The sequence below is a fragment of the Halomonas sp. genome (genome assembly GCF_052095695.1).
In the GTDB taxonomy this organism is placed as follows: Bacteria; Pseudomonadota; Gammaproteobacteria; order Pseudomonadales; family Halomonadaceae; genus Vreelandella.
Genome location: NZ_JBQDLQ010000031.1, coordinates 1 through 23,722, shown reverse-complemented (window position 1 = coordinate 23,722; position 23,722 = coordinate 1). Strand labels below are relative to the sequence as shown.

The 23,722-nt window shown below is 56.6% G+C and carries 21 protein-coding genes and 1 pseudogene; 11 read left to right on the top strand and 11 right to left on the bottom strand.

Going from position 1 to position 23,722, the window contains the following annotated elements:
- Positions 1 to 36 precede the first annotated feature (36 nt).
- A complete protein-coding gene (locus ACTH5D_RS08340; protein WP_441670124.1) occupies positions 37 to 576 on the top strand; it encodes a TetR/AcrR family transcriptional regulator in 540 nt (179 codons plus the stop codon).
- Between the two features lie 50 nt (positions 577 to 626).
- On the opposite strand, the gene ACTH5D_RS08335 is transcribed toward ACTH5D_RS08340, so the two are convergent.
- Both ACTH5D_RS08335 and ACTH5D_RS08330 read right to left on the bottom strand, forming a co-directional pair.
- Complete coding sequence (locus ACTH5D_RS08335; RefSeq protein WP_441670122.1) at positions 627 to 1,271, bottom strand: hypothetical protein; 645 nt, start codon at positions 1,269 to 1,271, stop codon at positions 627 to 629.
- An 18-nt stretch (positions 1,272 to 1,289) separates the two neighbouring features.
- Positions 1,290 to 1,378: pseudogene (locus ACTH5D_RS08330) on the bottom strand (BCCT family transporter); the annotation flags it as partial.
- Between the two features lie 119 nt (positions 1,379 to 1,497).
- Here ACTH5D_RS08330 and ACTH5D_RS08325 point away from each other — a divergent pair.
- Positions 1,498 to 1,731 (top strand): hypothetical protein, encoded by a 234-nt coding sequence (locus ACTH5D_RS08325; protein WP_441670120.1) that lies wholly within the window; start codon positions 1,498 to 1,500, stop codon positions 1,729 to 1,731.
- Positions 1,732 to 1,805: 74 nt separating this feature from the next.
- Here ACTH5D_RS08325 and ACTH5D_RS08320 read toward each other — a convergent pair whose 3' ends face one another.
- Positions 1,806 to 3,092 carry an aromatic ring-hydroxylating oxygenase subunit alpha gene (locus ACTH5D_RS08320; protein ID WP_441670118.1) on the bottom strand — a complete coding sequence of 429 codons (1,287 nt, stop codon included), beginning with the start codon at positions 3,090 to 3,092 and terminating at the stop codon, positions 1,806 to 1,808.
- A 368-nt stretch (positions 3,093 to 3,460) separates the two neighbouring features.
- Here ACTH5D_RS08320 and ACTH5D_RS08315 point away from each other — a divergent pair, with 368 nt between their 5' ends.
- Positions 3,461 to 4,567 carry a 2Fe-2S iron-sulfur cluster-binding protein gene (locus tag ACTH5D_RS08315; protein ID WP_441670116.1) on the top strand — a complete coding sequence of 369 codons (1,107 nt, stop codon included), beginning with the start codon at positions 3,461 to 3,463 and terminating at the stop codon, positions 4,565 to 4,567.
- Between the two features lie 167 nt (positions 4,568 to 4,734).
- Here ACTH5D_RS08315 and fdhA read toward each other — a convergent pair whose 3' ends face one another.
- On the bottom strand, positions 4,735 to 5,922 hold the full coding sequence (gene fdhA / locus ACTH5D_RS08310; protein WP_441670114.1) for a formaldehyde dehydrogenase, glutathione-independent: 1,188 nt from the start codon (positions 5,920 to 5,922) through the stop codon (positions 4,735 to 4,737).
- Between the two features lie 402 nt (positions 5,923 to 6,324).
- Between fdhA and glyA the strand changes: the two genes are divergently transcribed.
- From glyA to ACTH5D_RS08275, 7 genes are all read left to right on the top strand, one after another.
- Positions 6,325 to 7,656: a serine hydroxymethyltransferase gene (gene glyA / locus ACTH5D_RS08305; protein ID WP_441670112.1), complete on the top strand. Its 1,332-nt coding sequence runs from the start codon at positions 6,325 to 6,327 to the stop codon at positions 7,654 to 7,656.
- 45 nt (positions 7,657 to 7,701) lie between these two features.
- Positions 7,702 to 8,952 carry a sarcosine oxidase subunit beta family protein gene (locus ACTH5D_RS08300; RefSeq protein ID WP_441670110.1) on the top strand — a complete coding sequence of 417 codons (1,251 nt, stop codon included), beginning with the start codon at positions 7,702 to 7,704 and terminating at the stop codon, positions 8,950 to 8,952.
- Between the two features lie 12 nt (positions 8,953 to 8,964).
- A complete protein-coding gene (locus ACTH5D_RS08295; protein WP_441670108.1) occupies positions 8,965 to 9,354 on the top strand; it encodes a sarcosine oxidase subunit delta in 390 nt (129 codons plus the stop codon).
- On the top strand, positions 9,351 to 12,392 hold the full coding sequence (locus ACTH5D_RS08290) for a sarcosine oxidase subunit alpha family protein (RefSeq protein WP_441670106.1): 3,042 nt from the start codon (positions 9,351 to 9,353) through the stop codon (positions 12,390 to 12,392). The genes ACTH5D_RS08295 and ACTH5D_RS08290 overlap by 4 nt, the downstream gene beginning before the upstream one ends.
- The gene (locus tag ACTH5D_RS08285) at positions 12,385 to 13,017 is read left to right on the top strand and encodes a sarcosine oxidase subunit gamma (protein WP_441670104.1); all 633 of its coding nucleotides are present in this window, start codon (positions 12,385 to 12,387) and stop codon (positions 13,015 to 13,017) included. Before ACTH5D_RS08290 ends, ACTH5D_RS08285 begins: the two co-directional genes overlap by 8 nt.
- 72 nt (positions 13,018 to 13,089) lie before the next feature.
- Entirely contained in the window at positions 13,090 to 13,956 is an 867-nt protein-coding gene (gene purU, locus ACTH5D_RS08280) for a formyltetrahydrofolate deformylase (RefSeq protein ID WP_441670102.1), read from the top strand.
- Between the two features lie 153 nt (positions 13,957 to 14,109).
- Positions 14,110 to 15,492, top strand: coding sequence for an L-serine ammonia-lyase (locus ACTH5D_RS08275; RefSeq protein WP_441670100.1), 1,383 nt, complete (start codon positions 14,110 to 14,112; stop codon positions 15,490 to 15,492).
- Between the two features lie 67 nt (positions 15,493 to 15,559).
- Here the strand turns inward: ACTH5D_RS08275 and pobA are convergent, their stop codons facing one another.
- The gene (gene pobA / locus ACTH5D_RS08270) at positions 15,560 to 16,744 is read right to left on the bottom strand and encodes a 4-hydroxybenzoate 3-monooxygenase (RefSeq protein WP_441670098.1); all 1,185 of its coding nucleotides are present in this window, start codon (positions 16,742 to 16,744) and stop codon (positions 15,560 to 15,562) included.
- A gap of 148 nt (positions 16,745 to 16,892) precedes the next feature.
- On the opposite strand from pobA, the gene ACTH5D_RS08265 reads away from it, so the two are divergent.
- Positions 16,893 to 17,816 (top strand): helix-turn-helix domain-containing protein, encoded by a 924-nt coding sequence (locus ACTH5D_RS08265; RefSeq protein ID WP_441670096.1) that lies wholly within the window; start codon positions 16,893 to 16,895, stop codon positions 17,814 to 17,816.
- 190 nt (positions 17,817 to 18,006) lie between these two features.
- Here the strand turns inward: ACTH5D_RS08265 and ACTH5D_RS08260 are convergent, their stop codons facing one another.
- The 6 genes from ACTH5D_RS08260 to ACTH5D_RS08235 form a co-directional block, all read right to left on the bottom strand.
- A complete protein-coding gene (locus ACTH5D_RS08260; protein WP_441670094.1) occupies positions 18,007 to 19,296 on the bottom strand; it encodes a TRAP transporter large permease in 1,290 nt (429 codons plus the stop codon).
- Positions 19,286 to 19,813, bottom strand: coding sequence for a TRAP transporter small permease (locus tag ACTH5D_RS08255; protein ID WP_441670092.1), 528 nt, complete (start codon positions 19,811 to 19,813; stop codon positions 19,286 to 19,288). Before ACTH5D_RS08255 ends, ACTH5D_RS08260 begins: the two co-directional genes overlap by 11 nt.
- Before the next feature lie 15 nt (positions 19,814 to 19,828).
- Positions 19,829 to 20,854, bottom strand: a complete 1,026-nt coding sequence (locus ACTH5D_RS08250) for a TRAP transporter substrate-binding protein (RefSeq protein WP_441670090.1) — start codon at positions 20,852 to 20,854, stop codon at positions 19,829 to 19,831.
- Positions 20,855 to 21,152: 298 nt separating this feature from the next.
- Positions 21,153 to 21,797 (bottom strand): protocatechuate 3,4-dioxygenase subunit alpha, encoded by a 645-nt coding sequence (gene pcaG, locus ACTH5D_RS08245; RefSeq protein WP_441670088.1) that lies wholly within the window; start codon positions 21,795 to 21,797, stop codon positions 21,153 to 21,155.
- A 28-nt stretch (positions 21,798 to 21,825) separates the two neighbouring features.
- Positions 21,826 to 22,548 (bottom strand): protocatechuate 3,4-dioxygenase subunit beta, encoded by a 723-nt coding sequence (gene pcaH, locus ACTH5D_RS08240; protein ID WP_441670086.1) that lies wholly within the window; start codon positions 22,546 to 22,548, stop codon positions 21,826 to 21,828.
- A 33-nt stretch (positions 22,549 to 22,581) separates the two neighbouring features.
- Entirely contained in the window at positions 22,582 to 23,721 is a 1,140-nt protein-coding gene (locus ACTH5D_RS08235; RefSeq protein WP_441670084.1) for an alpha/beta fold hydrolase, read from the bottom strand.
- Position 23,722 lies beyond the last annotated feature (1 nt).

The window sequence follows — 23,722 nt, the reverse complement described above, 5'->3', positions numbered from 1 at the left end:
TCAGGCTAATATCAATATTCAACTGTAGGAATTGAAATGGGACGCAAACCGACCATCACGCGAAAAGCGTTACTCGATCATGCGCAAGCGATAGTTCGTTCAGAAGGGCCGCAGGGGTTAACGCTTGACTCTTTAGCAGCTGCAGCGGGGGTCTCAAAAGGTGGCGTCCAGTACTCATTTGCCTCAAAGGATCTGCTTATAAAAGCCTTGCTAGATCGTTGGACTGAAAAATTTGACACGCTGCTCGAAGGAGAGCCGTGCTCACCTGCTGAGTTCGTAAAGCGATATATCGCTGTACTTCGTTCACCTGATAGCGCTATTGATGCAAAGATGGCTGGTCTAATGGTGTCGTATATACAAAATGCAGCAAATCTTCATGAGGCCCGCGAATGGTATCGATCTACTTTCGATAGGCTGTTGGCTGATACGCCGGAGGCTCAGGCCGCCCGCGTAGCTTTCCTTGCTGTTGAAGGACTTTTCCTTATACAAATGATGGGCTTAGACTCCGACGGCATCCACTCTAGCCTCATTGATGATATTGATTCGGTTTTTTCGCGGTTACTTAGCCGTTCGTAAATCTCACACACATACCCTGTTGGTTCTAACGACTTTAAAATAGCTTATAACTATATGATATTTAAGGATACTAGGGGATCGTTTTGGCTGTATCTATCAATGATGTTTTGACGCTTTCCTGGCGCAATCCTATCCGCACATGAATCACCAGCACCAGAATAACCACGCCACCGCCTACCAGCGTCGAGGCCGTGGGGGTTTCTCAATAACCACCACACCCACAGCGTGCCCAATGCCGTTTCAACCAGATAAAACAGCCCCACTTCCATCGACGACAGATAGCGGGTGGCGCTGTTGATCAGCACCGTGGCCATGGGCAGGGCAACCACCGCTGAGAGCAGCCCACCACCGGCAATCACCGTCATGGGGTCAATGGCTGAATAGCGGCGTAGCAGAGTCAGGCTGCCACCGATGGCCGCCGCGGCCGCCTCGGCATACAGGTTACCGGTCAGCATCCCCATGGCCCCCTCGCCCATGAAAACCAGACTCATGCCCAGCATGCAGACGGCAATGGCCACCAGTGTTCGCTGTGCGACTCTTTCGCCTAGAAAAACCCGTGACAACAGCGCCGCTAGCGAGCAGATGACGAACATGATCGTATCGGTCAGCATCACGCCGGGGAAACCCGAATAGAGAATGAAGCTGGTGTAGGTCGCCCGACCCAGTACAGCATGCCGGTCAGTGTAGTAGGCCACAGGCTCAGCAACGCTCTAGAACATCAAGCCAATCCCCATGCCTGCTTGGAGAACCAGGAGGTGCGCGAGTACTCCGGCTTCGCGTCGCTACCGCCCAAGCGTATACGCACCACTGCAGTTGTTTAAAACCGACACCGACATAGCTATTGCCGCGTCAACAAACGTATTAGCGGCCGGTTATGGGTACACTGACAAGCTAACGGCCAACACGTGAGAGGATGCCGTCATGATGATTGTGGAACTGATTGATGGTGACGATTTTCGAGCGCGCCTAACCGCGCTGGGTATCGATATTCCTGAGGGTGCCGCCCCCGATACGTGTGCGCGTATCGCGGCACAGGCGCATCAGCAAAAAGCGGTTCCTGAACTCTCGGCGCTGGTCCACGAACTCATGGCACAGCAAGCCATCATGCTACCGTCGGTACGCCAGGCAATTGAGCGCTTCTTGCCCTTTGAGTAATGGCTAATCAGTAATGGATAAATAGCGCCTGAGAACTGGCCCGCAAAGGCGGGCCAGTTTGTTATAAAAGCGTTCTAGCCCTGAGCCAACTGTAGCGCTACGCTATCGCTGCCCAGATTGCTGAGCATGCGCTCGGCATACCAGTCGATAAAGTCTATAACCCCAAACTCATAGGTTTTTGAATAGGGGCCGGGCTGGTAGGCCATTGAGTTAATACCGCGCTGGTTCTCTTCCGCCAGTTGGCGATCCTGATCGTTGGTGACATCCCATACGCGGCGCATGTTTTCCGGATCGTAATCCACACCTTCCACCGCATCCTTATGCACCAGCCATTTGGTGGTGACCATGGTTTGTTGTGGGCCGAGCGGCAACACCCGGAACACCACGGCATGATCACCCATGAAATGGTTCCAGGAGTTGGGCAGGTGCAGAATGCGCAGCGAGCCCATGTCCGGGCTGGTTAGCCGGCCCATGAGTTTCTGGCAGCCCTGCTTACCGTCCATGGTCATGGAGACCACGCCATCGAGTAGCGGCGTGCGCGTCACGCGATTACGCTTGCCAAAGCGTTTTAGCTGCCAGGGTACCTGCTCGCCGCTCCAGTCGGCCTGCTTGCGGGTTACCATCTCCTTGTACTTATCAGTCGCACGCGGGTCTTCGGTATCGTCAAACTCGATCAGCGAGTTAAGCAGCTCCGGGTGCGCGCCGTTACAGTGGTAGCACTCGCGATTGTTTTCGATAACCAGCTTCCAGTTGGCCTGCTCGATAATGCTCGACTCGGCGGCGACCTTGACGTTATCCATCTGGTACGGCTCAAGGTAATGCTCAAGAGTGACCAGAAAGTCATCGATGGCCTGCGGGTTATCGCTCAGGTTGATAAACACAAAGCCGCCAGCGGTACACACGCTGACGGGCTTCAAACCAAACTGATTAAGATCGAAGTCAGTGCCCATATCGCTTCCGGCAAACAGCAACCGGCCATCGAGCTCATAGGTCCACTGGTGGTAGGGGCACACCAGCTTGGCGACTTTACCCTTGTCCTTGGTACACAGCCGTGAACCACGGTGGCGGCATACGTTATGAAACGCATGAATCTGACCTTCGGCGCCGCGCACGATAACAATCGGGTTATCACCGATCTCCAGCGTCATGAAATTGCCCTTGGCCGGGATCTCACAGGTCATGCCCGAAAATAGCCATTCCTTTTCAAAGACTTCCTGCATATCTAGCGCAAATAGGCGGGCATCGTTGTAGAACGGTTGGGGTAGAGAAAAGGCGCTCGCCCGGGACTGCAGCATACCAACCGTCGCTTCACGCATGGATGCCAGTGGGTCGCTGTGTGTGTAATCCATTGTCTTGTTCATACCAGATATCCTTTTTAACACCGCCTCCCTTACTCAGGGCGGCGACAGGGTCGTTAACCAATCGTGATTGTCTTATTGTTAAATTGCGTAACCTGGCGATTGTGTGAAGCGTACAGCGCTTGCTACTTGTTGAGGGATTGTGGTGCAGGGCTTTTGCCGTCAATTATCTGCCCACGACACTATGTGGCGTGGCGACGACGTAAGCGGAGATTTTTGATCAGCAGAAGGTGTTGCAAGGTAAGCGTGCGTCGCTAACAGGCAAGCTGGCCGCAAAGCGCGTACCCAGAATGCAGGGTAATGGTGCTGGGCCGTGCAAACAGGACGGGCCGGTGAAGGCAACCCGATAGCACAGCCATATTGAGACGACGATGACAATGAACTTCTTCAATCCCGTCACGACCCAGACCTGGACCAACGGTCGCCACCATGTGCGGTGCGTCAAGATCATTCAGGAAACCTTTGACGTTCGCACGTTCTGCTTTATGGCTGAACAGCCGGTAATGTTCTTCTTCAAGCCGGGCCAGTTTGTGACGCTGGAGCTTGAAATAGACAATCAGCCGATCATGCGCTCCTATACGATCTCAAGCTCTCCCTCTGTGCCTTACAGCTTTTCAATCACAGTCAAGCAGGTGCCGGGCGGCCATGTTTCCAACTGGCTGCACGCCAACCTCAAGGTAGGCGATGAGCTCGTGGTCCACGGGCCGGTGGGCAACTTTAACTCCATAGACTTTCCTGCCGAAAAGATACTGCTCCTCTCCGGCGGAGTGGGCATTACCCCGCTGATGTCGATGACCCGCTGGTTCTTTGATACCAATGCCAACGTGGACGTCGAGTTTATTCACAGTGCCCGGGCACCGCGTGACGTCATCTATCACCGCGAACTAGTGCATATGTTCTCGCGCATCCCCGAGTTCAAGCTGCATATCGTGTGCGAAAAGAAAGACGATATTGGCGAGGCGTGGGCCGGCTACCGGGGCTTTCTGACCCAGCCCATGCTTGAGCTGATGGCACCGGACTTTCTGGAACGAGAAATATTCTGCTGTGGCCCGACGCCCTATATGAACGCCATCAAGGCGATTTTGCGTGCTAACAACTACGCCATGGATCACTACCATGAAGAGTCGTTTGGCGCCACGCCGATGGACGTTCAGGAAGATGTCCTGGAACTTGCCGAACAGGCCGAAGTGGCGGCCGAGCAGGCCGAGCCCGAGGACCTGATCAATATCGAATTCGCCCAATCGAACAAAAGTGTGCGTATTCAGCCAGGCGAGACGGTGCACGCGGCGGCGGCCAAGCTGGGCCTGCATATTCCCAAAGCCTGTGGCATGGGCATCTGCGGCACTTGCCGGGTGGAACTGAAATCCGGTGAAGTGGAAATGGAACACAACGGCGGCATTACCGACGAGGATATTGAAGAGGGCTACATCCTGTCCTGCTGCAGCAAACCGAAAGGCGATCTGGTGGTCGATTTCTAACGCGGCAAGCCGATACTCTTCAAGCAGATCTGCCAAAAACGAATACCGACGTGCTTCGGTATCCGTTTTTTATGCCGCTAATTCACCATAAGCAGACACAAAAAAATGCTCATGGCCTTTGGCCATGAGCATTTTCAGCATTGGTTAACCGTTCTTTCGACTCTTAATTAGGCAACGCCCAGCATTCCATGGGGGTCGAGTACAAACTTGCTCGCCACTCCCGCATCGAACTGCGCGTAGCCGGTCGGTGCATCTTCAAGCGAAATAACCTGCGCATTAACGATCTCGGCAATGTTCAAGCGCCCGTGCAGGATGGCTTGCATCAGTTGGCGGTTGTACTGTACCACCGGCGTCTGGCCTGTATGGAAAGAGAGCCCCTTGGCCCAGCCCTGGCCAAAGCGCAGGCTCAGACTACCGGTTTGCGCGGCTTTCTCGGTTGCGCCCGGATCTTCGGTCACGTAAAGCCCCGGAATGCCGATGGAGCCACCCTCACGGGTAACTTCCATCATCTGGTTAAGCACCACTGCCGGCTGCTCTTTACCGCCGTGTCCGATCGCCTCAAAACCAACCGCATCAATGGCGCTGTCAACGCTGGGTTCGCCGACCACTGCGGCAATCATTTCGCCCAGGCGGTCATGCTTGCTCAGATCAATCGGCACAAAGCCCATCTTGCGGGCGTGCTCCAGGCGCTGCTGATTGAAGTCACCAATCATTACCACGGCCGCTCCTAACAGTCGTGCCGAAGCCGCTGCGGCCAGCCCCACCGGGCCTGCGCCGGCAACATAAACCGTAGAACCTGCACCCACACCGGCTTTCAAAGCGCCGTGGAAACCGGTCGGGAGAATATCGCTCAGCATGGTCAAATCGCGGATCTGGGTCATGGCCTGGTCGCGATCCGGGAACTTGAGCAGGTTGAAGTCGGCGTAGGGCACCATCACGTAGTGCGCCTGCCCGCCTACCCAGCCGCCCATGTCGACATAGCCGTAGGCACCGCCCGCACGGTCATCATTAACATGCAGGCAAAGGCCGGTATGACCTTCCTTGCAGGTACGACAGCGGCCGCAGGCCACGTTGAAAGGCACTGACACAATATCGCCAATGCTGAGGAATTCAACGCCCTTGCCCTTCTCGATCACCTCACCGGTGATCTCATGGCCCAGCACCATACCCGCAGGCGCCGTGGTCCGCCCGCGCACCATGTGCTGGTCGGAGCCACAAATATTCGTTGAAACCACTTTCAAAATGACGCCGTGATCAATGGGCTTGCCATTGGGCGTTTCCATTTTCGGGTAGGCGATATCCTGAACTTCGACCTTGCCGTCGCCGATATAAACAACACCACGATTGTTGGACATGCGGAATCCTCTCTTCTGGGCGCTGGCGCGGTCTCAAGAACGCTCTCAATAACTGCGCTGGCATCATTATTCTTGCATCGAGCTGGCGTATTTGAAGCACCTGCGAAAAGTGCTTCCGAACAAGCAGGCCAACTAAAAACATCAACCTGGTGCCGCAGCATGACGCACCCGGCCCACCCACAATTACTCATAAGCGACGTCGAACAATAAATGGACGACGCCTCATAAAGCCCCATAAAAAATTCAGACCAATGTCGCAAATACGCCGAGCGGTGACGTCGGCAAGCATCTTGGGGGAAAGGCCCAACGATACTATCGCTGCAGGATAGCGTTGATCGGTTATGTGATTACCGGCGCTAAAAGACATCCGTATAGACATAAGCGACTAGCATGGAGACGCAGATGGCTCACAACAATTTTTCTCCCGACGCCCGCTTGGCTAACTACGACACGGCACTTGCTTCAGCAATTGCTGAAGAGACAGTGCGTCAAGAAGCCCATCTCGAACTGATTGCTTCTGAGAACTACACCAGCAAACTGGTCATGGAAGCCCAGGGCACCCAACTGACCAACAAATATGCGGAAGGCTATCCGGGCAAGCGCTATTACGGGGGCTGTGAATTCGTCGACAAAGTTGAAGCGCTGGCGATCGAGCGGGCATGCAGTCTCTTTGGCGCCAATTATGCCAACGTGCAGCCCCACTCCGGCGCTCAAGCCAATGCGGCTGTGTTCATGGCGCTGGTAAGCCCCGGCGACACCATCCTGGGCATGAGTCTGGCCCACGGCGGCCACCTGACTCATGGCGCGGCGCCGAACTTCTCGGGTAAGCACTACAACGCTATCCAGTACGGCTTGGTTGAAGGCACCGGTGAGATCGACTACGAAGAAGTCGATCGTCTGGCGCGCGAGCATCAGCCGAAAATGATCATTGCAGGCTTTTCGGCCTATTCACGGGTCGTTGACTGGCGTCGTTTTCGCACCATCGCCGATGAAGTTGGTGCCTATCTAATGGTTGATATGGCCCACGTAGCCGGGCTGGTGGCCGCCGGGCTCTACCCAAGCCCGCTGCCCCACGCTCATGTCGTAACTACCACGACCCACAAGACACTGCGCGGCCCGCGCGGCGGTCTGATTCTATCGGCCGATGGCGACGAGACGTTGTACAAAAAGCTCAACGGCGCGGTATTCCCCGGCCAGCAGGGCGGCCCGCTGATGCATGTGATCGCCGCCAAGGCCGTCGCGTTCAAGGAGGCCATGAATCAGGGTTTCGTCAACTATCAACGCCAGGTGATCGCCAACGCCCAGAGCATGGCCCGCGTCTTCGTTGAGCGTGGTTTTGATGTGGTGTCCGGCGGTACCGACGACCACCTGTTTCTGGTCTCGCTGATCAAGCAGGGCATTACCGGTAAGGATGCCGATGCCGCACTTGGGCGTGCACATATCACGGTCAACAAGAATACCGTGCCCAACGACCCGCAAAGCCCGTTCGTTACCTCGGGGCTGCGCATCGGCACCCCGGCAGTAACCACCCGTGGGATGGTCGAGGCGGACTGCGAACACCTGGCAGGCTGGATTTGCGACATTCTCGACGCTCTGGCCGACCAGCAGGACACCACGGCGGTAGAAAACCAGGTGCGCGAAAACGTCTCTGATCTGTGCGCCCACTACCCAGTGTATGGCCAAGCTCAAACCACGAGTGAGCAAGCGGCCGATAGCGCAACCTCAGTCGCCTGACGATAGCCGCAGCGGGCTCCACGGAGCCGATCAAGGAGAAACTTTATGCAACGTTATTCCGGCTTCGGACTGGTCAAACATGCGCTCGGGCACCACGAAAACTGGGAGCGCCAGTGGCGTAACCCCGAACCTAAAAAGCGCTACGACGTCATTATCGTCGGCGGAGGCGGCCACGGGCTAGCCACCGCCTACTACTTGGCAAAAGAGTTCGGCGTCAAAAATGTCGCCGTGGTCGAAAAAGGCTGGCTGGGCGGGGGTAATACCGCACGTAATACAACCATCGTACGTTCCAACTACCTATGGGATGAAGCGGGACGGCTCTATAACCACTCGCTGGATCTATGGAAAGGCCTTTCCCAGGATCTGAACTACAACGTGATGTTTTCCCAGCGCGGCGTGCTCAACCTGGGCCACACCTTGCAGGACATGCGCGACATTCAGCGACGCGTTCACGCCAACCGCCTGAACGGCATCGACAGTGAAGTGGTCACCCCCCAGCAGATCAAGGAGATCGAGCCTGAGCTGGATATCTCCACCCGCGCCCGCTACCCAATCATGGGTGCTTCCTGGCAGCAGAGCGCGGGCGTTGCACGCCACGATGCGGTCGCCTGGGGATATGCTCGCGCCGCCGACGCGCTGGGTGTCGACCTTTTGCAGAATACCGAAGTCACCGGCTTCAAGATTCGTGACGGCAAGGTGCTCGGCGTCCATACCAATCGCGGCGATATCGAAGCCAACACCGTGGGCTGTGTTGCGGCGGGTAATTCCGGCGTGCTGGCCAACATGGCTGGCATCAAACTGCCGCTAGAGTCGCATCCGCTGCAGGCGCTGGTCTCCGAGCCGCTCAAGCCAATTCTCAACACCGTCACCATGTCCAACCACGTTCACGGCTATATCAGCCAGTCCGACAAAGGCGATCTGGTCATCGGTGCCGGTATCGACGGCTACTTAGGTTACGGCCAGCGCGGCAGCTACCCGACCATCGAGCACACCCTGCAGGCCATCGTTGAGATGTTCCCGATGTTCTCCCGGGTGCGCATGAACCGCCAATGGGGCGGCATCGTGGACACCTGCCCGGACGCCTGCCCGATTCTATCCAAGACGAAAATCAAGGGTCTGTATTTCAACTGCGGCTGGGGTACCGGTGGCTTCAAGGCTACCCCCGGCTCCGGACATATTTTCGCCGCGAGTCTGGCCAAAGGTGAAATGCATCCCATCGCTGCGCCTTTTTCCATCGACCGTTTCCATACCGGTGCGCTGATCGATGAACACGGCGCCGCTGGCGTGGCGCACTGAGGAGAGCCCATCATGTTTTATATCTTCTGCCCTTACTGCAAGGAGCACCGCGAGGAAGAGGAGTTTCACGCTCGCGGCCAGGCCCACCTGATGCGCCCTTCCGACCCGGACAACACCAGCGACGAGGAGTGGGGCGACTACCTGTTCTTCCGCAACAACCCGCGCGGCATTCACCACGAAATGTGGGTGCACTCGGTGGGCTGTCGCAAGTTTTTCAATATCACCCGCAACACGGTGACCTATGAAATTCTGGAAACCTACCCGATGGGCGAGCAGCCGACCATTACGGCGGCAACGCCCGATGTTCGTCACGAACAAGGCGTCCAGGTGGCCGATGGCGGCTGGCAGACCGTGGGCGCCCGGCCTGAAAGCAAGGCACTGAACGAGGAGGCCTCGTCATGACCCAGAAAAATCGTATTGATGCCGGCAGTCGCGTCGATCGCTCCCAGGTGCTTGAGTTCACCTTTAACGGCCAGAGCTACCAAGGTTTTAAGGGCGACACGCTGGCCTCGGCACTGCTCGCCAACGGCGTGGATATCGTCAACCGCAGCTTCAAGTACTCACGCGCTCGCGGGATTGTCGCCGCAGGTGCTGAAGAGCCCAATGCGGTCGTCCAGCTAGGTGCCCGGGATAACACTCAGGTGCCCAACGTCCGTGCCACCCAGCAAGGCCTGTATAACGGTCTGGTGGCGCGTAGTACCAACGGTTGGCCTAACGTCCAGCGTGACGTAATGAGCTGGGTAGGCCGCCTGGGTGGTAACTTCATGCCGCCGGGGTTCTACTACAAAACCTTCATGGCTCCTGCCTCAATGTGGATGACTTATGAGAAGTACATCCGCATGGGCGCGGGCCTGGGCCGTGCGCCGACCGAATCCGACCCAGATATCTACGATCACATGCATCATCACTGCGATGTGATGGTGATTGGCGCGGGCCCGGCGGGTCTTGCCGCGGCGCTTAGCGCTGCGCGTGCCGGTGCCCGGGTGATCCTGTGCGACGAGCAGGAAGAGATGGGCGGCTCGCTGCTGGATAGCCGCGAGACGCTGGATGGCGTTTCCGCGGTACGCTGGGTTGAACAGACGCTCAGCGAGCTTGCTGGCATGGAAACCGTGACGCTGCTACCACGCACCACCGCCAACGGCTATCACGACCACAACTTCGTCACCCTGCACGAACGGCGTACCGAGCACTTGGCCGATACCGCCCGTGAAGCGGGTTTCCCCGGTGAGTCGCGGGCACGCCTGCATCGCGTACGCGCTGCCCAGGTGGTGCTGGCCAGCGGCACCCACGAGCGCCCGCTGGTGTATGCCAACAATGACCTGCCAGGCAATATGCTCGCCGGAGCGGTCTCCAATTACATCCGCCGCTATGCAGTGGTGCCCGGCAAAAGCCTGGTGCTCACCACCAGCAACGACCACGCCTATCGTGCCGCGCTTGACTGGAAAGAGGCTGGGCGCAAGGTCATCGCGATTGTCGATGCGCGGGCCACTCCCGACGGCGACCTGGTTCGTCAGGCCCGCGACAGCGGTATTCGCGTTATCACCGGCAGTGCCGTGATTGAGTCGCGTGGCAACCAGCGCGTCACCGGGGCACGGGTTTCCGCCATTGATCTCAAGCGCCATGTGGTGACCGGGAAGGTCGAAGAACTTGTGTGCGATACCATCGCAAGCTCTGGCGGCTATAGTCCGGTGGTTCACCTGTCTTCACACACCGGTACGCGGCCCGTCTGGAATGACGAGTTGCTGGGCTTTATACCCGGCAAGGTCAAGGGCATGCAATCAGTAGGCGGCGTGGCCGGTTACTATGCGTTGAGCGAGACACTGGCCGATGGTACTCGCGCTGGCCGCCAGGCAGCACTGGATAGTGGCTTTAACAACGCTCAGGATATCGTGCTGCCCACTACTCAGGCGCGACGTGACGCCCCGGCCTGCGCACTGTATCAGGTACCCCATGAAAAGAGCGCCCTGCGCGCGCCCAAGCAGTTTGTTGATTTGCAAAACGATGTCACCGCCGCGGGCATTGAAGTAGCCACGCGCGAAGGCTTTGAATCCATCGAACACGTCAAGCGCTACACCGCACTGGGCTTTGGTACCGACCAGGGCAAGCTGGGTAACATCAACGGTATGGCGATTGCCGCACGCTGCCTGAAGCGCTCGATTCCCGAAGTGGGCACCACCGTGTTCCGGCCCAACTACACACCGGTGACCTTTGGCGCCATCGTCGGCCGTCACTGCGGCGAGCTGTTCGACCCTGAGCGCTACACCGCGCTGCATCAGTGGCATGTCGAGAACGGCGCCGAGTTCGAGGACGTGGGCCAGTGGAAACGCCCGTGGTACTTCCCCCGCACCGTGAATGGCAAGAAAGAAACCATGCGCGAAACGGTCAATCGCGAGTGCCTGGCGGTGCGCGAAGGCGTGGGCATTCTCGATGCCTCCACCCTGGGCAAGATCGATATTCAAGGCCCAGATGCCCGCGAGTTCCTGGGGCGCATCTACACCAACAAGTGGGCCCAGCTCGCGCCGGGGCGCGTGCGCTACGGCCTGATGTGTAAAGACGACGGTATGCTGATGGACGACGGCACCACCAGCTGTCTGGGCGATAACCACTTTTTGATGACCACTACCACCGGTGGCGCGGCAGGCGTGCTGGAATGGCTGGAGCTGTGGCACCAGACCGAATGGCCCGAGCTTCAGGTCTACTTCAATTCGGTAACCGACCACTGGGCGACCATGACCGTAACCGGCCCGGATGCGCGTAAGCTGCTTTCCGAGCTAACGGACATGGATTTAGATCGCGAGAACTTCAAGTTCATGGATTGGCGCGATGCCACGGTTGCCGAAGTACCCGCGCGTATCTTCCGTATCTCGTTTACCGGGGAGCTGGCGTTTGAAATCAACGTGCAGGCCAACTACGCCATGCATGTCTGGAAAAAACTCTTTGAGCACGGCAAGAAGTATGACCTGACGCCCTACGGCACCGAGACCATGCACGTACTGCGCGCCGAGAAAGGCCTGATCATCGTGGGACAGGATACCGACGGCTCGGTGACCCCGGAAGATCTCGGCATGCAGTGGGCCATCGGTTACGACAAGCCCTTCCCATGGATCGGCAAGCGGGCCCTGTCGCGCTCGGATACTCGCCGCCAGGATCGCAAACAGTTTGTCGGCCTGAAGCCCAAGGATCCCACTGTAGTGCTGGAGGAAGGCGCGCAGATCGTGTTTGACGGAAAACAGTCGATTCCCATGGACATGAAAGGCCACGTAACGTCGAGCTACTACAGCGCCTCGCTCAAACATGGCTTTGCCCTGGCCGTGGTGATGGGTGGTCACGAGCGAATGGGCCAAGCCGTGTATATCCCCATGGCGGACGGCACGGTGCATGAAGCCGAAATCATCAGCCCTGTGTTTATCGACCCGAAAGGAGAGCGCCAACATGTCTAACGTGCGAGAGTTCAACACTGTGCCCGATGGCAACCCGCAGGTCGAATCCCCCCTGGCGTGGAGCTACCAGCAATACCCGGCGTCCCGTGCCAGCGGCCAGGCAGGTGTTGTCCTGCGTGAAAAAGCCCTGCTGGGGCATCTTGTACTGCGCGGCGGAGCCATCGTGTTGGACGAAGCGGTACGCGCCACGCTCGGCATGAACCTACCGGCCAAGCCCAACGCGCTGGCGTTTGATGACAGCGGCGAGCGCTCGATCCAGTGGCTGTCGCCCGATGAGTGGCTGTTGATCGTGCCGGAAGGCGAGGAATTCAAGCTCGAACGTACGCTGCGCGAGACGCTGGGAGACACTCACTTCAGCATCGTCAACGCCAGCGGCGGCCAGACGGTATTGACGCTTAGCGGCGCTAACGCCCGCGATGTGCTGATGAAGTCGACGTCCTACGATGTACATCCTAATGCCTTCCCGGCCGGCAAGGGCGTTACCACGGTGTTTGCCAAGGCCACCGTTGTCCTGCGTCGCCCTTCCGAGGCGCGCTGGGAGCTGGTCGTGCGCCGCAGCTTTGCCGACTACTGCTACCGCTGGTTGCTCGACGCCTCGGCGGAATATGGCATCGACACACAATAATAAGCCGGCTGGCCAGCGTTGCTGACCGGCCCTGCCCTGACCTGCTGATTAAGTTGATGAAAGAGAAGCGCCATGAGCCGAATGACAGATACCTGGATACTTGCCGCCCAATGTCCCAGCATTTTGGGCACAGTCGATGTCGTTACTCGCTTTTTAAAGGAGCAGCACTGCTATATCACCGAACTTAACTCCTTCGATGACCGACTAGGTGAGCGTTTCTTTATTCGGACCGAGTTTCGTCCCGAGCTTGATACCTTTAATGCGCAGGCGTTTCAGGAAACTTTTAAATATCGCGCGGCTGAGTTCGGCATGACGTTTGAACTGACACCACCAGCCAAGCAAACGGGCGCCGTTATTCTTGTATCCAAAGCGGATCACTGTTTAAACGATCTGCTCTACCGCTACCGTACCGGGCAGCTGTCGCTGGACATCAAGGCGATCATCTCCAACCACCCGGACCTTGAATCCTTAGCAAGCTGGCACGATCTACCTTACTATCATCTGCCCATCACGCCCGACACCAAGGCCGAGCAGGAGTCCCAGGTACTTGATATTATTGAAGGCACCGGGGCGGAGCTGGTGATTCTGGCGCGTTACATGCAGGTGCTGTCGCCGCGCATGTGCGAGCTTCTGAGCGGGAGAGCCATCAATATTCACCACTCACTGCTGCCGGGTTTCAAAGGTGCAAAACCTTACCACCAAGCCTATGACAAAGGCGTCAAGCTGGTCGGCGCCACGGCGCACTACATCAATAATGACCTGGATGAGGGGCCAATTATTGCTCAAGGGGTGGAGTCGGTTGATCATGCGCACTACCCTGAGGACTTGGTTGCCAAAGGGCGCGATATAGAGTGCCTGACGCTGGCCCGCGCCATTGGCTATCATCTCGAACGACGGGTTTTCCTGCACAACGGGCGTACGGTGGTGTTCGGTAACTAGCGCAACTCAATTAACGTCTTTATCAAATTAGCAGCACAATAATTAAGTCTGCTCACTGCACGGCGCTACAGGCAAACTATGCGGCATTAATCCGCGTTTATCCTGTCCAACGTCCAGTGAGCCGGCTTTTTATTTCCAATTCAGAGGTCTTCCATGCCTATCAGTGTTTTCGATCTTTTCAAGATTGGCGTCGGCCCATCCAGCTCGCATACGGTTGGCCCCATGATGGCAGCCTTCAAGTTCGCGGCGGTTCTACGCGATAGCCAGATACTCGACCAGGTGGGCCGTCTGGAAGTGCACCTATATGGCTCGCTTTCCGCCACGGGCATTGGCCATGGAACCGACCACGCCATTGTCATGGGCTTGTTGGGAGAGCGGCCTGACAGCATCGATCCCTCGATTATCTTGCCGACAATTGACACGTTAAAAGCCACCCAATGTTTGTCGCTGGGGCGTCAGAAAGACGTTGCTTTCGTTTGGGATCGAGACATTATCTTTCATGAAGAGAGCCTACCCCACCACCCCAATGCCATGAAGCTTTGCGCCTTTGCAGAGGACAGCAGCCAGCTAACCGCCAATACCTATTACTCAGTGGGCGGTGGCTTTGTGGTCGACCAAACTCAGGTGGATGCCAAGCTTGAAGACATGGACACGGCTGAGATCCCTTTCGATTTCAACAGTGCCGAAGAACTTCTGGCCATCTGCAAGCGCGAAAACATGAGCATCAGCCGCCTGATGATGGAAAACGAGAAAACATGGCGCCCGGAAGAAGAGGTCAGAAGCAAGCTTTGGCGCATCTGGCAGGTCATGTGTGAGTGCATTAATAATGGGCTGACCCATGAGGGTATTCTGCCTGGCGGCCTCAACGTCAAACGTCGGGCAAGGCAGCTTCATCTACGCCTGCAAGCAGCCGAGCAGAACGACTGCCTGATCGCTACAACCTTCTCCGCCATGGAGTGGGTCAATATCTTTGCGCTCGCCGTGAACGAAGAGAATGCCGCGGGCGGACGCATGGTGACGGCCCCGACAAATGGGGCTGCAGGCATTATTCCCGCGGTGCTGCACTACTATATGAAGTTTCAGGCGGGCGCCAGCGAGCGCAACGTAGTGGATTTCCTGCTCGCCGCCAGCGCGATCGGCATTCTATGCAAGAAGAACGCCTCCATATCCGGCGCCGAAGTAGGCTGCCAGGGCGAGGTTGGCTCAGCATGCGCCATGGCCGCCGCGGGCTTAGCTGAAGTCATGGGCGCCACGCCTGAGCAGGTCGAAAACGCCGCCGAAATCGGCCTGGAGCATAATCTGGGCCTGACCTGCGACCCGGTAGGTGGCCTGGTGCAGGTACCCTGCATCGAGCGCAATGCCATTGCCACCGTCAAGGCGATCAACGCCGCCCAGATGGCCCTGCGCGGCGATGGCACCCACTTTATCTCTTTAGACAAGGTTATCCGCACCATGCGCGATACCGGCGAAGACATGTTGGACAAATATAAGGAGACGTCCAAGGGTGGGCTAGCGGTTAACGCGATCGAGTGCTAGCGCGGTTTTGTGTCATAAAAAGCCCAGGCGTGCCTGGGCTAGAATGTAGGCGAACAGTAGCTAACGCTTACTCCAGCGACTCATAAGGCAAACCAACATAGTTTTCCGAGATGGTGGTCAGCCCTGCTTTAGAGCTCGTCACGTAGTCCAGTTCGGCCAACTGCAGACGGCTATTGAAATCATCCTGTTCTGAAAAAGTGTGCAGCATGGACGTCATCCACCAGGAAAAGCGTTCGGCTTTCCAAATGCGCTTCAGGCAGGTTGGTGAATAGCGCTCGATCAGATCCGTACGGCCTTCCTGGTAAACCTTCACCATTAGCCGATAGAGCGTATTCACATCGCTGGCCGCCAGATTAAGCCCCTTAGCCCCCGTCGGCGGTACGATATGCGCTGCATCGCCTACCAGAAACAGCCGACCGTACTGCATCGGCTCGACGACAAAACTACGTAGCGGCGCAATGCTCTTCTCGATTGACGGCCCGGTCACCAGCTTATTGGCGACGTCTTCCGGCAAGCGGCGTTTTAACTCTTCCCAAAAGCGCTCGTCTGACCAGTCTTCGACCTTCTCATCCAGCGGGACCTGTAGGTAGTAACGGCTGCGAGTAGCGGAGCGCATGCTGCACAGGCTGAAGCCACGCGCATGGCGGGCGTAGATCAGCTCATCGGAGACCGGCGGCGTGTCCGATAAAATACCCAGCCAGCCAAACGGATACACTTTCTCGAATTCCTTGATGCGCTCTTTGGGAATCGATTGACGCGATACGCCGTGGTAGCCATCGCAGCCAGCAATGTAGTCGCAGTCCAGGCGCACGGTTTCGCCGTCTTTCTCGAACGTAATATACGGGCGGTCGCTGTCCAGAGCGTGAGGCTGAACGTTTTCAGCTTCGTAAATGGTCGTGGCGCCTGCGGCTTCACGCGCGGCCATTAAATCGCGGGTGACGTCCGTTTGGCCGTACACCATGACCTTGCGGCCAGCGGTCAGCTCATCTAACGCGACACGTACACGTCGGTTATCAAACGCCAGCTCAAAACCGTCGTGGGGCAGGCCTTCCTTATCCATACGTTGATGAGCGCCCGCTTCATGCAGTAAATCTACCATGCCCTGCTCAAGCACCCCGGCGCGGATACGGCTCAGCACATACTCACCCGTGCGGCGCTCGACAATCACGTTATCAATGCCCTGATGATGTAATAGCTGGCCCAGCAGTAGTCCAGAGGGGCCTGCACCGATAATTGCGACCTGAGTGTTCATGGGACACCTTGTGATTATCATTAGCGATACTTTATTCTTGTATTTTTCAATGAAACGCCAGGCATAATAAGGCAGTATACGGACTAATATTTGGACTTTCCCCGTATCACCTCTCAACCTTAGTCGCATGCTGGAAGTGGAGATAGCCATGTCATCCAATACCGTTGTTCCAGTATTCAAGCTCTACGGTGAAACGCAGCATTGGCCCACCCCGGATCTTCTGCACTGCGAGTCAATTCCAGAACGCAGCCGCCTGCATGACTGGCGTATTCGTTCGCACCGCCATGCCGACCTTGTGCATATTCTATTTATTAGCCAGGGAAGCGTTGAGCTGGAGCTGGAAGGCACCAGCCATCAGCTACAGGGCATGGCAGCCATCATTGTGCCTGCTATGACGATCCATGGTTTTCTCTTCTCATCGGATATACAGGGCCACATTATTACCTTGGCAAAGCCGCTGGCGGATCATCTGCATAGCGCATTGAATGATGGCAGAGTGTTAAAGAAGGCCGGTTTTTATCGCTTGGCGTCTACCCAAAGCACAACGCGCATTGCCAGGCTGGTCGCCCAGATCGATCAGGAGTATCGCCAGCCTGCATTGGGCCGCAATCAACTGCTCGAAGCATTGACCCAGGCGCTGACGATAGAGCTTGAGCGTTTAGTGATGCCTGCCAAAGCCAACGCTAAGCGGCTGGGTCCTCAGCGGCGTGAGAAGGGGCGCCAGCATCTTGAACAGTTTCAAACGCTGGTCGAGCAGCGCTATCGAGAGCAACCCAGCATTGAAACCTTCGCCGCACAGGTTGATATCAGCAGCGCCCACCTCAATTTATTGTGTCGAAAACTGGTGGACCGTAGCGCGCTTCAAGTTCTTCACGAACGAATCCTTCTGGAAGCCAAACGTCAGCTTACTTACACTAATATGACAATTGCTCAGATTGCCGACAGCCTGGGTTTTTCCGAGCCGGCCTACTTTACGCGCTTTTTCAAGCGCAATACCGCCATGGCGCCGCGCGAGTTTCGTCAGCGCCAAGCAGGGCATATCAATAAAGCACCACTCCAGGCCAGCGGCTAGCCCGCTAGCAGTTGACCAATAGTCGAATCGAGCGCGCAGCATACCGTGCACAGCTGCATGAAAAGCTTGCGCTCCATTTTTAAGGGTCTTTTTTTAAGGGATTTTATAATTGCTTTTCAAGGCCTTAACATAGATAGCGGCTGAACTGTGAAGTGGTTCAGCCGCATCGACAGGCTTTAAGATCAATCGATTAGAGTAAAAAGAACGTGCTTAACACGGGGAACGCGACGAGCAACGCTAATCTTATAAGATCAGATACGATAAACGGCGCCACGCCTTTAAATATCTCGCCCAGCCCCACGTGGGGTGCCATCGCCTTGATAACAAACACGTTCATGCCTACCGGTGGGGTAATCAACCCAAGCTCGACCGTTAATACGGTAATAATCCCGAACCAAACCGGGTCGATGCCCAGCGCCTGAATAATCGGGAAGACCACCGGCACGGTAATTACCAGCATGGCGATCGAGTCCATAAACATGCCCAGTACGAAATAGAGCAGCAGAATGCACAGCACGACCACGATGGGGGCGACATCCAGCCCATAAAGAAAATCGCTGATCGAAAAAGAAATTCGCGATACGGAAATGAAGTAACCCAGCATTTCAGCACCCACCAGCATAAAAAACACCACCGCCGAAAGCGCTAATGTTTCCTGTACGCTGCGCCAGAGCCCGCCGAAGCGCATTCCCTTGACCACGGCATACAGCAACGTTGCAAAAGCGCCGACGCTGGCCCCTTCGGTGGGCGTAAACACACCGAAGTAAATACCCAGGATCATTATCAAGAAAACACCAAAAAAAGGCACCAGTCCCGAGATGGAAGCCAGCTTTTCCTTCCACGATGTTGGCTCGCCGGCAATCGCTAACGTGGGGCGTAAATGCATCACTACCGTCACGGTTAGGGCATACATCACTAGGCCCAGCAAGCCGGGGATCAGCCCCGCCATAAACATATCACCCACCGACTGCTCGGTAAGAATGGCGTAAATGAGCAGCGCGATACTGGGTGGAATCATAATGCCTAACGTGCCGCCCGCCGCCAGCGCTCCTGTCGCCAGGCCCCGGTTGTAGCCGTAGCGCTCCATTTCAGGCAGCGCAACTCGCGTCATGGTGCTGGCGGTGGCAAGCGACGAGCCGGAAATCGCCGAAAAGATACCGCATGACCCTACTGCAGCAATCGCCAGGCCGCCTTTCCAGCCCCCGCAAATAACCCGGGTTGAATCGAAAAGCTTCCCGGCCATACCCGAATGGGCAGCCAATACGCCCATCAAAATAAACATGGGCACGGCACTAAAGCTGTAGTTGGAGAGCACCTCTACCGGTACCGTTTTTAACTGGGCAATCGCGGCGTCCCAGCTGATAATCTGAGCAAATCCCACCACCCCGACAATCAGCATGGTGAGTGCCACCGGTACGCGCAGAATCATGAGTACCAGTAACAGGCCAAGCCCAATGGCTCCGATGACTTCACTCCCCATGAGCCGCGTCCTCTCCCTTGGCATAGATAACGCCGAGCAGCGCATGAATAAAACTACGCAACCCAAGTAACAAGCTAAGTACCGCAGCCAATTGATAAATCGGCCCCATCGGTAACCGAAGATCCTGGGTAGTTGAGCCATGGCGTGTGGCAGCCGCAGCGGAGTCCAGCAAGCCGATAAACAAAATCAGCCCCAGCACCACAAAACAAAGCAAGAAAACACCTTGCAGGCGATTTTTAATCGCCTGAGGCAGCCGGTGCGAGAAGGCCTCCACCACGACCTGGCTTCTTTCTACGTTGGCTGCCATGGCCGCGAGTAATGCAAACAACATCAAATAGCTGACCAGCTCGACACTTCCGTAAACACGCAGGGATATAGCGCCTTCCGTCAGTCTGGAAAGATAGCGCGTGCTCACATCGGCAACCGTGACCATCAACAAGCCAATGAGCGCAACACCCGCGACGAAACGGCAAACGAGGGCCAGCCAATGGCTGGCCCTGTAGAGAGACGATTGCATGACACGCTACCTTTTTTATTGAGCGCTACAGGACTCGCTGGCGGCTTGCGCTGCCGCATATACGTCTCGTGCTTGGCTTAAGCCGCGCGCTTCCAGCTCGGTTAAGTAGTTTTCGATACCGGTTTCAAGCGGTGCCTGCCAATCAGGATGCTGTAACGGGTTTTCGATTTCGCGAATGGTATGCCCGGCGTCGACAGCCTCCTGCTTACCTTCTACGTCCAGGCGATCAAAGACTTCACCCGCTTTTTCAGCCCATTTCATGCCAGAGTTATTGTCGATGACCGCTTGCTGCTCAGGCGCCAGGTTTTCATAAGCGCGCTGATTCATTGTTGCGACGAAGATCAGCGTGTAGAAAGGCACTTCGGTGTGGTACTGGACTAGCTCGTTGATGCGAAAGCCTTTCAGACCTTCCCACGGGAAGCTTAAACCATCAATCACACCACGCTGCATGGCGGTATAGATATCCGGTGCCGGCATACCCACAGGGGTGGCGCCCATATTTTCAAGCATCTCACCCGCCACCGCGGTTGGCCGACGAATACGCAGCCCCGCCAGGTCAGCAGGCGTTTGTACGTCCGTATCAATGGTGTGAATGCCGCCTGGCCCGGTAGTAAACATAAACAGCGGGCGCGTATCTTCGTATTCGCTGTCCAGATGGCCTTCTTCATAAAGCGTTTGCAGCACACAGGCGCCCTGGGTTGCGGTGGTTGCGATGCCCGGCAGCTCTACAATCTGAGAAAGGGGAAAACGCCCAGCGGTGTAGCCCTGTGCCGTGGCACCGATATCGGCGATACCGTTGGCGGCCGCTTCATAAATGGAATCCGGCTTGGCCAACGTACCCGAGGGGAACATCTGAACGTTGAGATCGCCACCCGACTCCTGGGCAACGGTATCTGCCCAAGCCTGTAAAATATCTTCATTGACGCCAGAAGCCCCGGGCCAGAAGTGGGCCATGCGTAATGTAGTTGCTGCCTGGGCTGACGCCATTCCAACGGCAGCAATAGAAGCAGCCAAGACACAACAAGCAAACTTGGTTTTCATGGGAAGGCTCCTGACACTTATTGGATTTTTGTTAGCTTTTATAGCGAACACTTGTTCGTCATACAGGCTACGTTAATCTACTCAGGCAAAGAGAGCTAATCGACCTTGGTCGATGTGTGAAGCTGAGAGCCGGTCAGGATTATTGAATAAATTATTATTACCTAATGTTAAGACAAGTATTACTTATCAATAACCCATAATGAAGGGCTCATAGTTGGACTTTTACAATATTTTACAGTGCTTAATATCCAAAACCGCCCGACAGATGCCAAGCGGCTTCACTGAAAGAACTTGGCAATCAAAAATCGAAAAATACGGTTTCGCCCTGCCCCTGTAAGCGAATATCCAGGCGATAGCGTACTTTGCCCTCACTTTCCTCACGCTTGGCGATCAGTGTTTGCCGACGTACCGGTGATTCAATGCGTGAGAGCACCGGGCACTGGCTGTTGGCATCGGCTTCGTCATCAAAGTAAAGACGCGTATGCAGATGAATATTTACACCACGGGCAAAGAGCGTGAGGTTAATGTGCGGCGCCATTAGCTGCCCGCCTGGGTGCTTGACCACGCCCGGTTTGATGGTCTTAAGCGACCACTCGCTGCCATGATCAAAGGTCGTTGCCGTACGCCCAAAGCTGTTAAACGGCTTACTCAGATCGTAGTCGATCTGGTAATCACCCTTGGCATCGGCCTGCCACGCTTCGATAAAGGCATCGCGCACCAGATCGCCGTTGCCGTCGATCACGGTGCCGACGACTTCGATGTGCTCGCCTTCGGCATCGGGTTTGGCCATCTCGTTCCAGACCTCTTCGTCGCGCACGGGGTTACCCGCCGCGGCAAGTGCAAGTCCGATATGCACGTAAGGTCCGGCCGTTTGAGACGCGGTTTCGCGCAGCATTAAGTCACTCATCGGCTGGCTGTTGGGTTGAATAGTAGTCTGTTTCATCATCAATCCCCGCCTTACTGGTTTTCAGCTATTGGTTTTCGAAGAAGGTTTGGAGCTCGCCACGCACCACGATATCAAAGCGGTAGGCCAGAAAATCCATCGGTTTGCTATTGGCCATATCCAGCCGCCCGACCATGGTGCCCACGGCTTCTGGGTCTTTTAGCGTCTGTACGATGGGGCACAGCGGAATCAGCGGGTCACCTTCAAAATACATCTGGGTAATTAGGCGCGTGGAGATACACGGCCCGGTCACCGAGACGTGAATATGCGCTGGACGCCAGCTGTTAACATCGTTGGGCCAGGGGTAAGGGCCCGGTTTGATGGTGCGAAAACGATAGAAGCCCTGATCATCGCTCAAACAGCGCCCGACACCACCGAAGTTGGGGTCTAATGGCGCCAGATACTTATCGTTTTTATGCCGGTAGCGCCCGCCAGCATTGGCCTGCCACATTTCGACCAGCGTATGGGGAACGGGCTTGCCAAACTGATCCATTACCCGGCCAAACATGAGGATACGCTCCCCCTGGGGCAGGCCCTCGCCCTGGGTGAAATTCAGCAATAGGTCGTTATCGTGCGGCCCCATGCGCAGGTGGCTAAAGTCCGGGCCGGTCAGCTCGGATGCCGTTGGCTGCTGCATACTCATCAGCGCCTGCTGAGGCGAGCGCGCCACCGAGGTTTTATAACCCGGCGCGTAGGCAGGCGGATGCCAGTTGCGGTCACGGGCCACAAAGCGTTTATTGTCGTGGATCATCGCCCTTACCTCTTTATTCATTATTTTGATTCGCTATTCGCCCCAACCCAGCTCTTTGGCGAGGGCAAAGGCATGGTTGGCCGCCGGTACGCCGCCATAAATTGCCACATGCATGAGCACTTGACGAAGTTCGGCTTCGGTCAAGCCAATACGCTGGGCGGTTTTCAAATGCAGCGTCAGCTCTTCACGACCGAGAGCCGCCAGAATACCGGTGGTGATCATGCTGCGCTCGCGGCGGGTTAGATCATCATTGCTCCAAAGCTCGCCCCACGCCAGGCGCGTGATCATCTGCTGGAAGGGAGCGTCCAGGCTATTGGCATTGGCGGTTGAACGCGCCACATGCTCCTCACCCAGTACCTGCTTGCGGGTTTCCAGGCCGGTCGTATAAGCCACGCCGTGGTTCGCCACGTCGCCCAAATCCATTGCCAGCATGCCAAGCAGCTTCTCGGCGATTAACTGTGGCGCTTCCACGGAAGGCACGTGGCCTACGCCGTCAAAAACCTCAAGCGGTGCGCCGTCAAGCTCGGCAGACAAAGCTTCCAATGTCGCCGGCGGCGTGGCCAGGTCTTCACTGCCGCCGAGTAGCTGCACCTTGACACTCTTGTTGGAGAGCTTGCCGGTAAACGTCTCGCGGCCAAGCATTTCACACAGCTGGGCATAGGATTCATCGTCACCGCGACCCATCTGGATGCACCAGCCCGCTTTCAGCGCCGGGCTTGCCTCAAAGGTCGCCGCTGCGAACCAGCGCGGCACGATCTCTTGAGACATCGCCGCAAGGCCTTCCTGACGCACACGGCCAGCGCGGGTGCTCCATAAATCAGGCGTACCGATAACCGCACCGGTATTGGTGAGCGTCGCGGAGAGCAGGCGGTCGCTATACTCGGCAATCAACTGCTGGCCTACCACGCCGCCTACCGAAGTGCCGGCGAAATGAAAGCGCTGAGCGCCCGCAAGCTCAGCCAGTGCCAAGACCTCTGCGGCTAGATCCGCGGGCGTAAGCTGCTCGCCTGTGACGGCCTGGCTGGCGCCGTGACCGGGTAAGTCCCAGGTGAGCACACGATAACGCGGCAGCAGCACGGGGATAACGTTGTCCCATACGGCCTGGCTCATGCCCAAGGGGTGAGCCAATACGATAAGCGGATTCGCTGCAGCGCCCAGCAGCCGGTAAGCCACG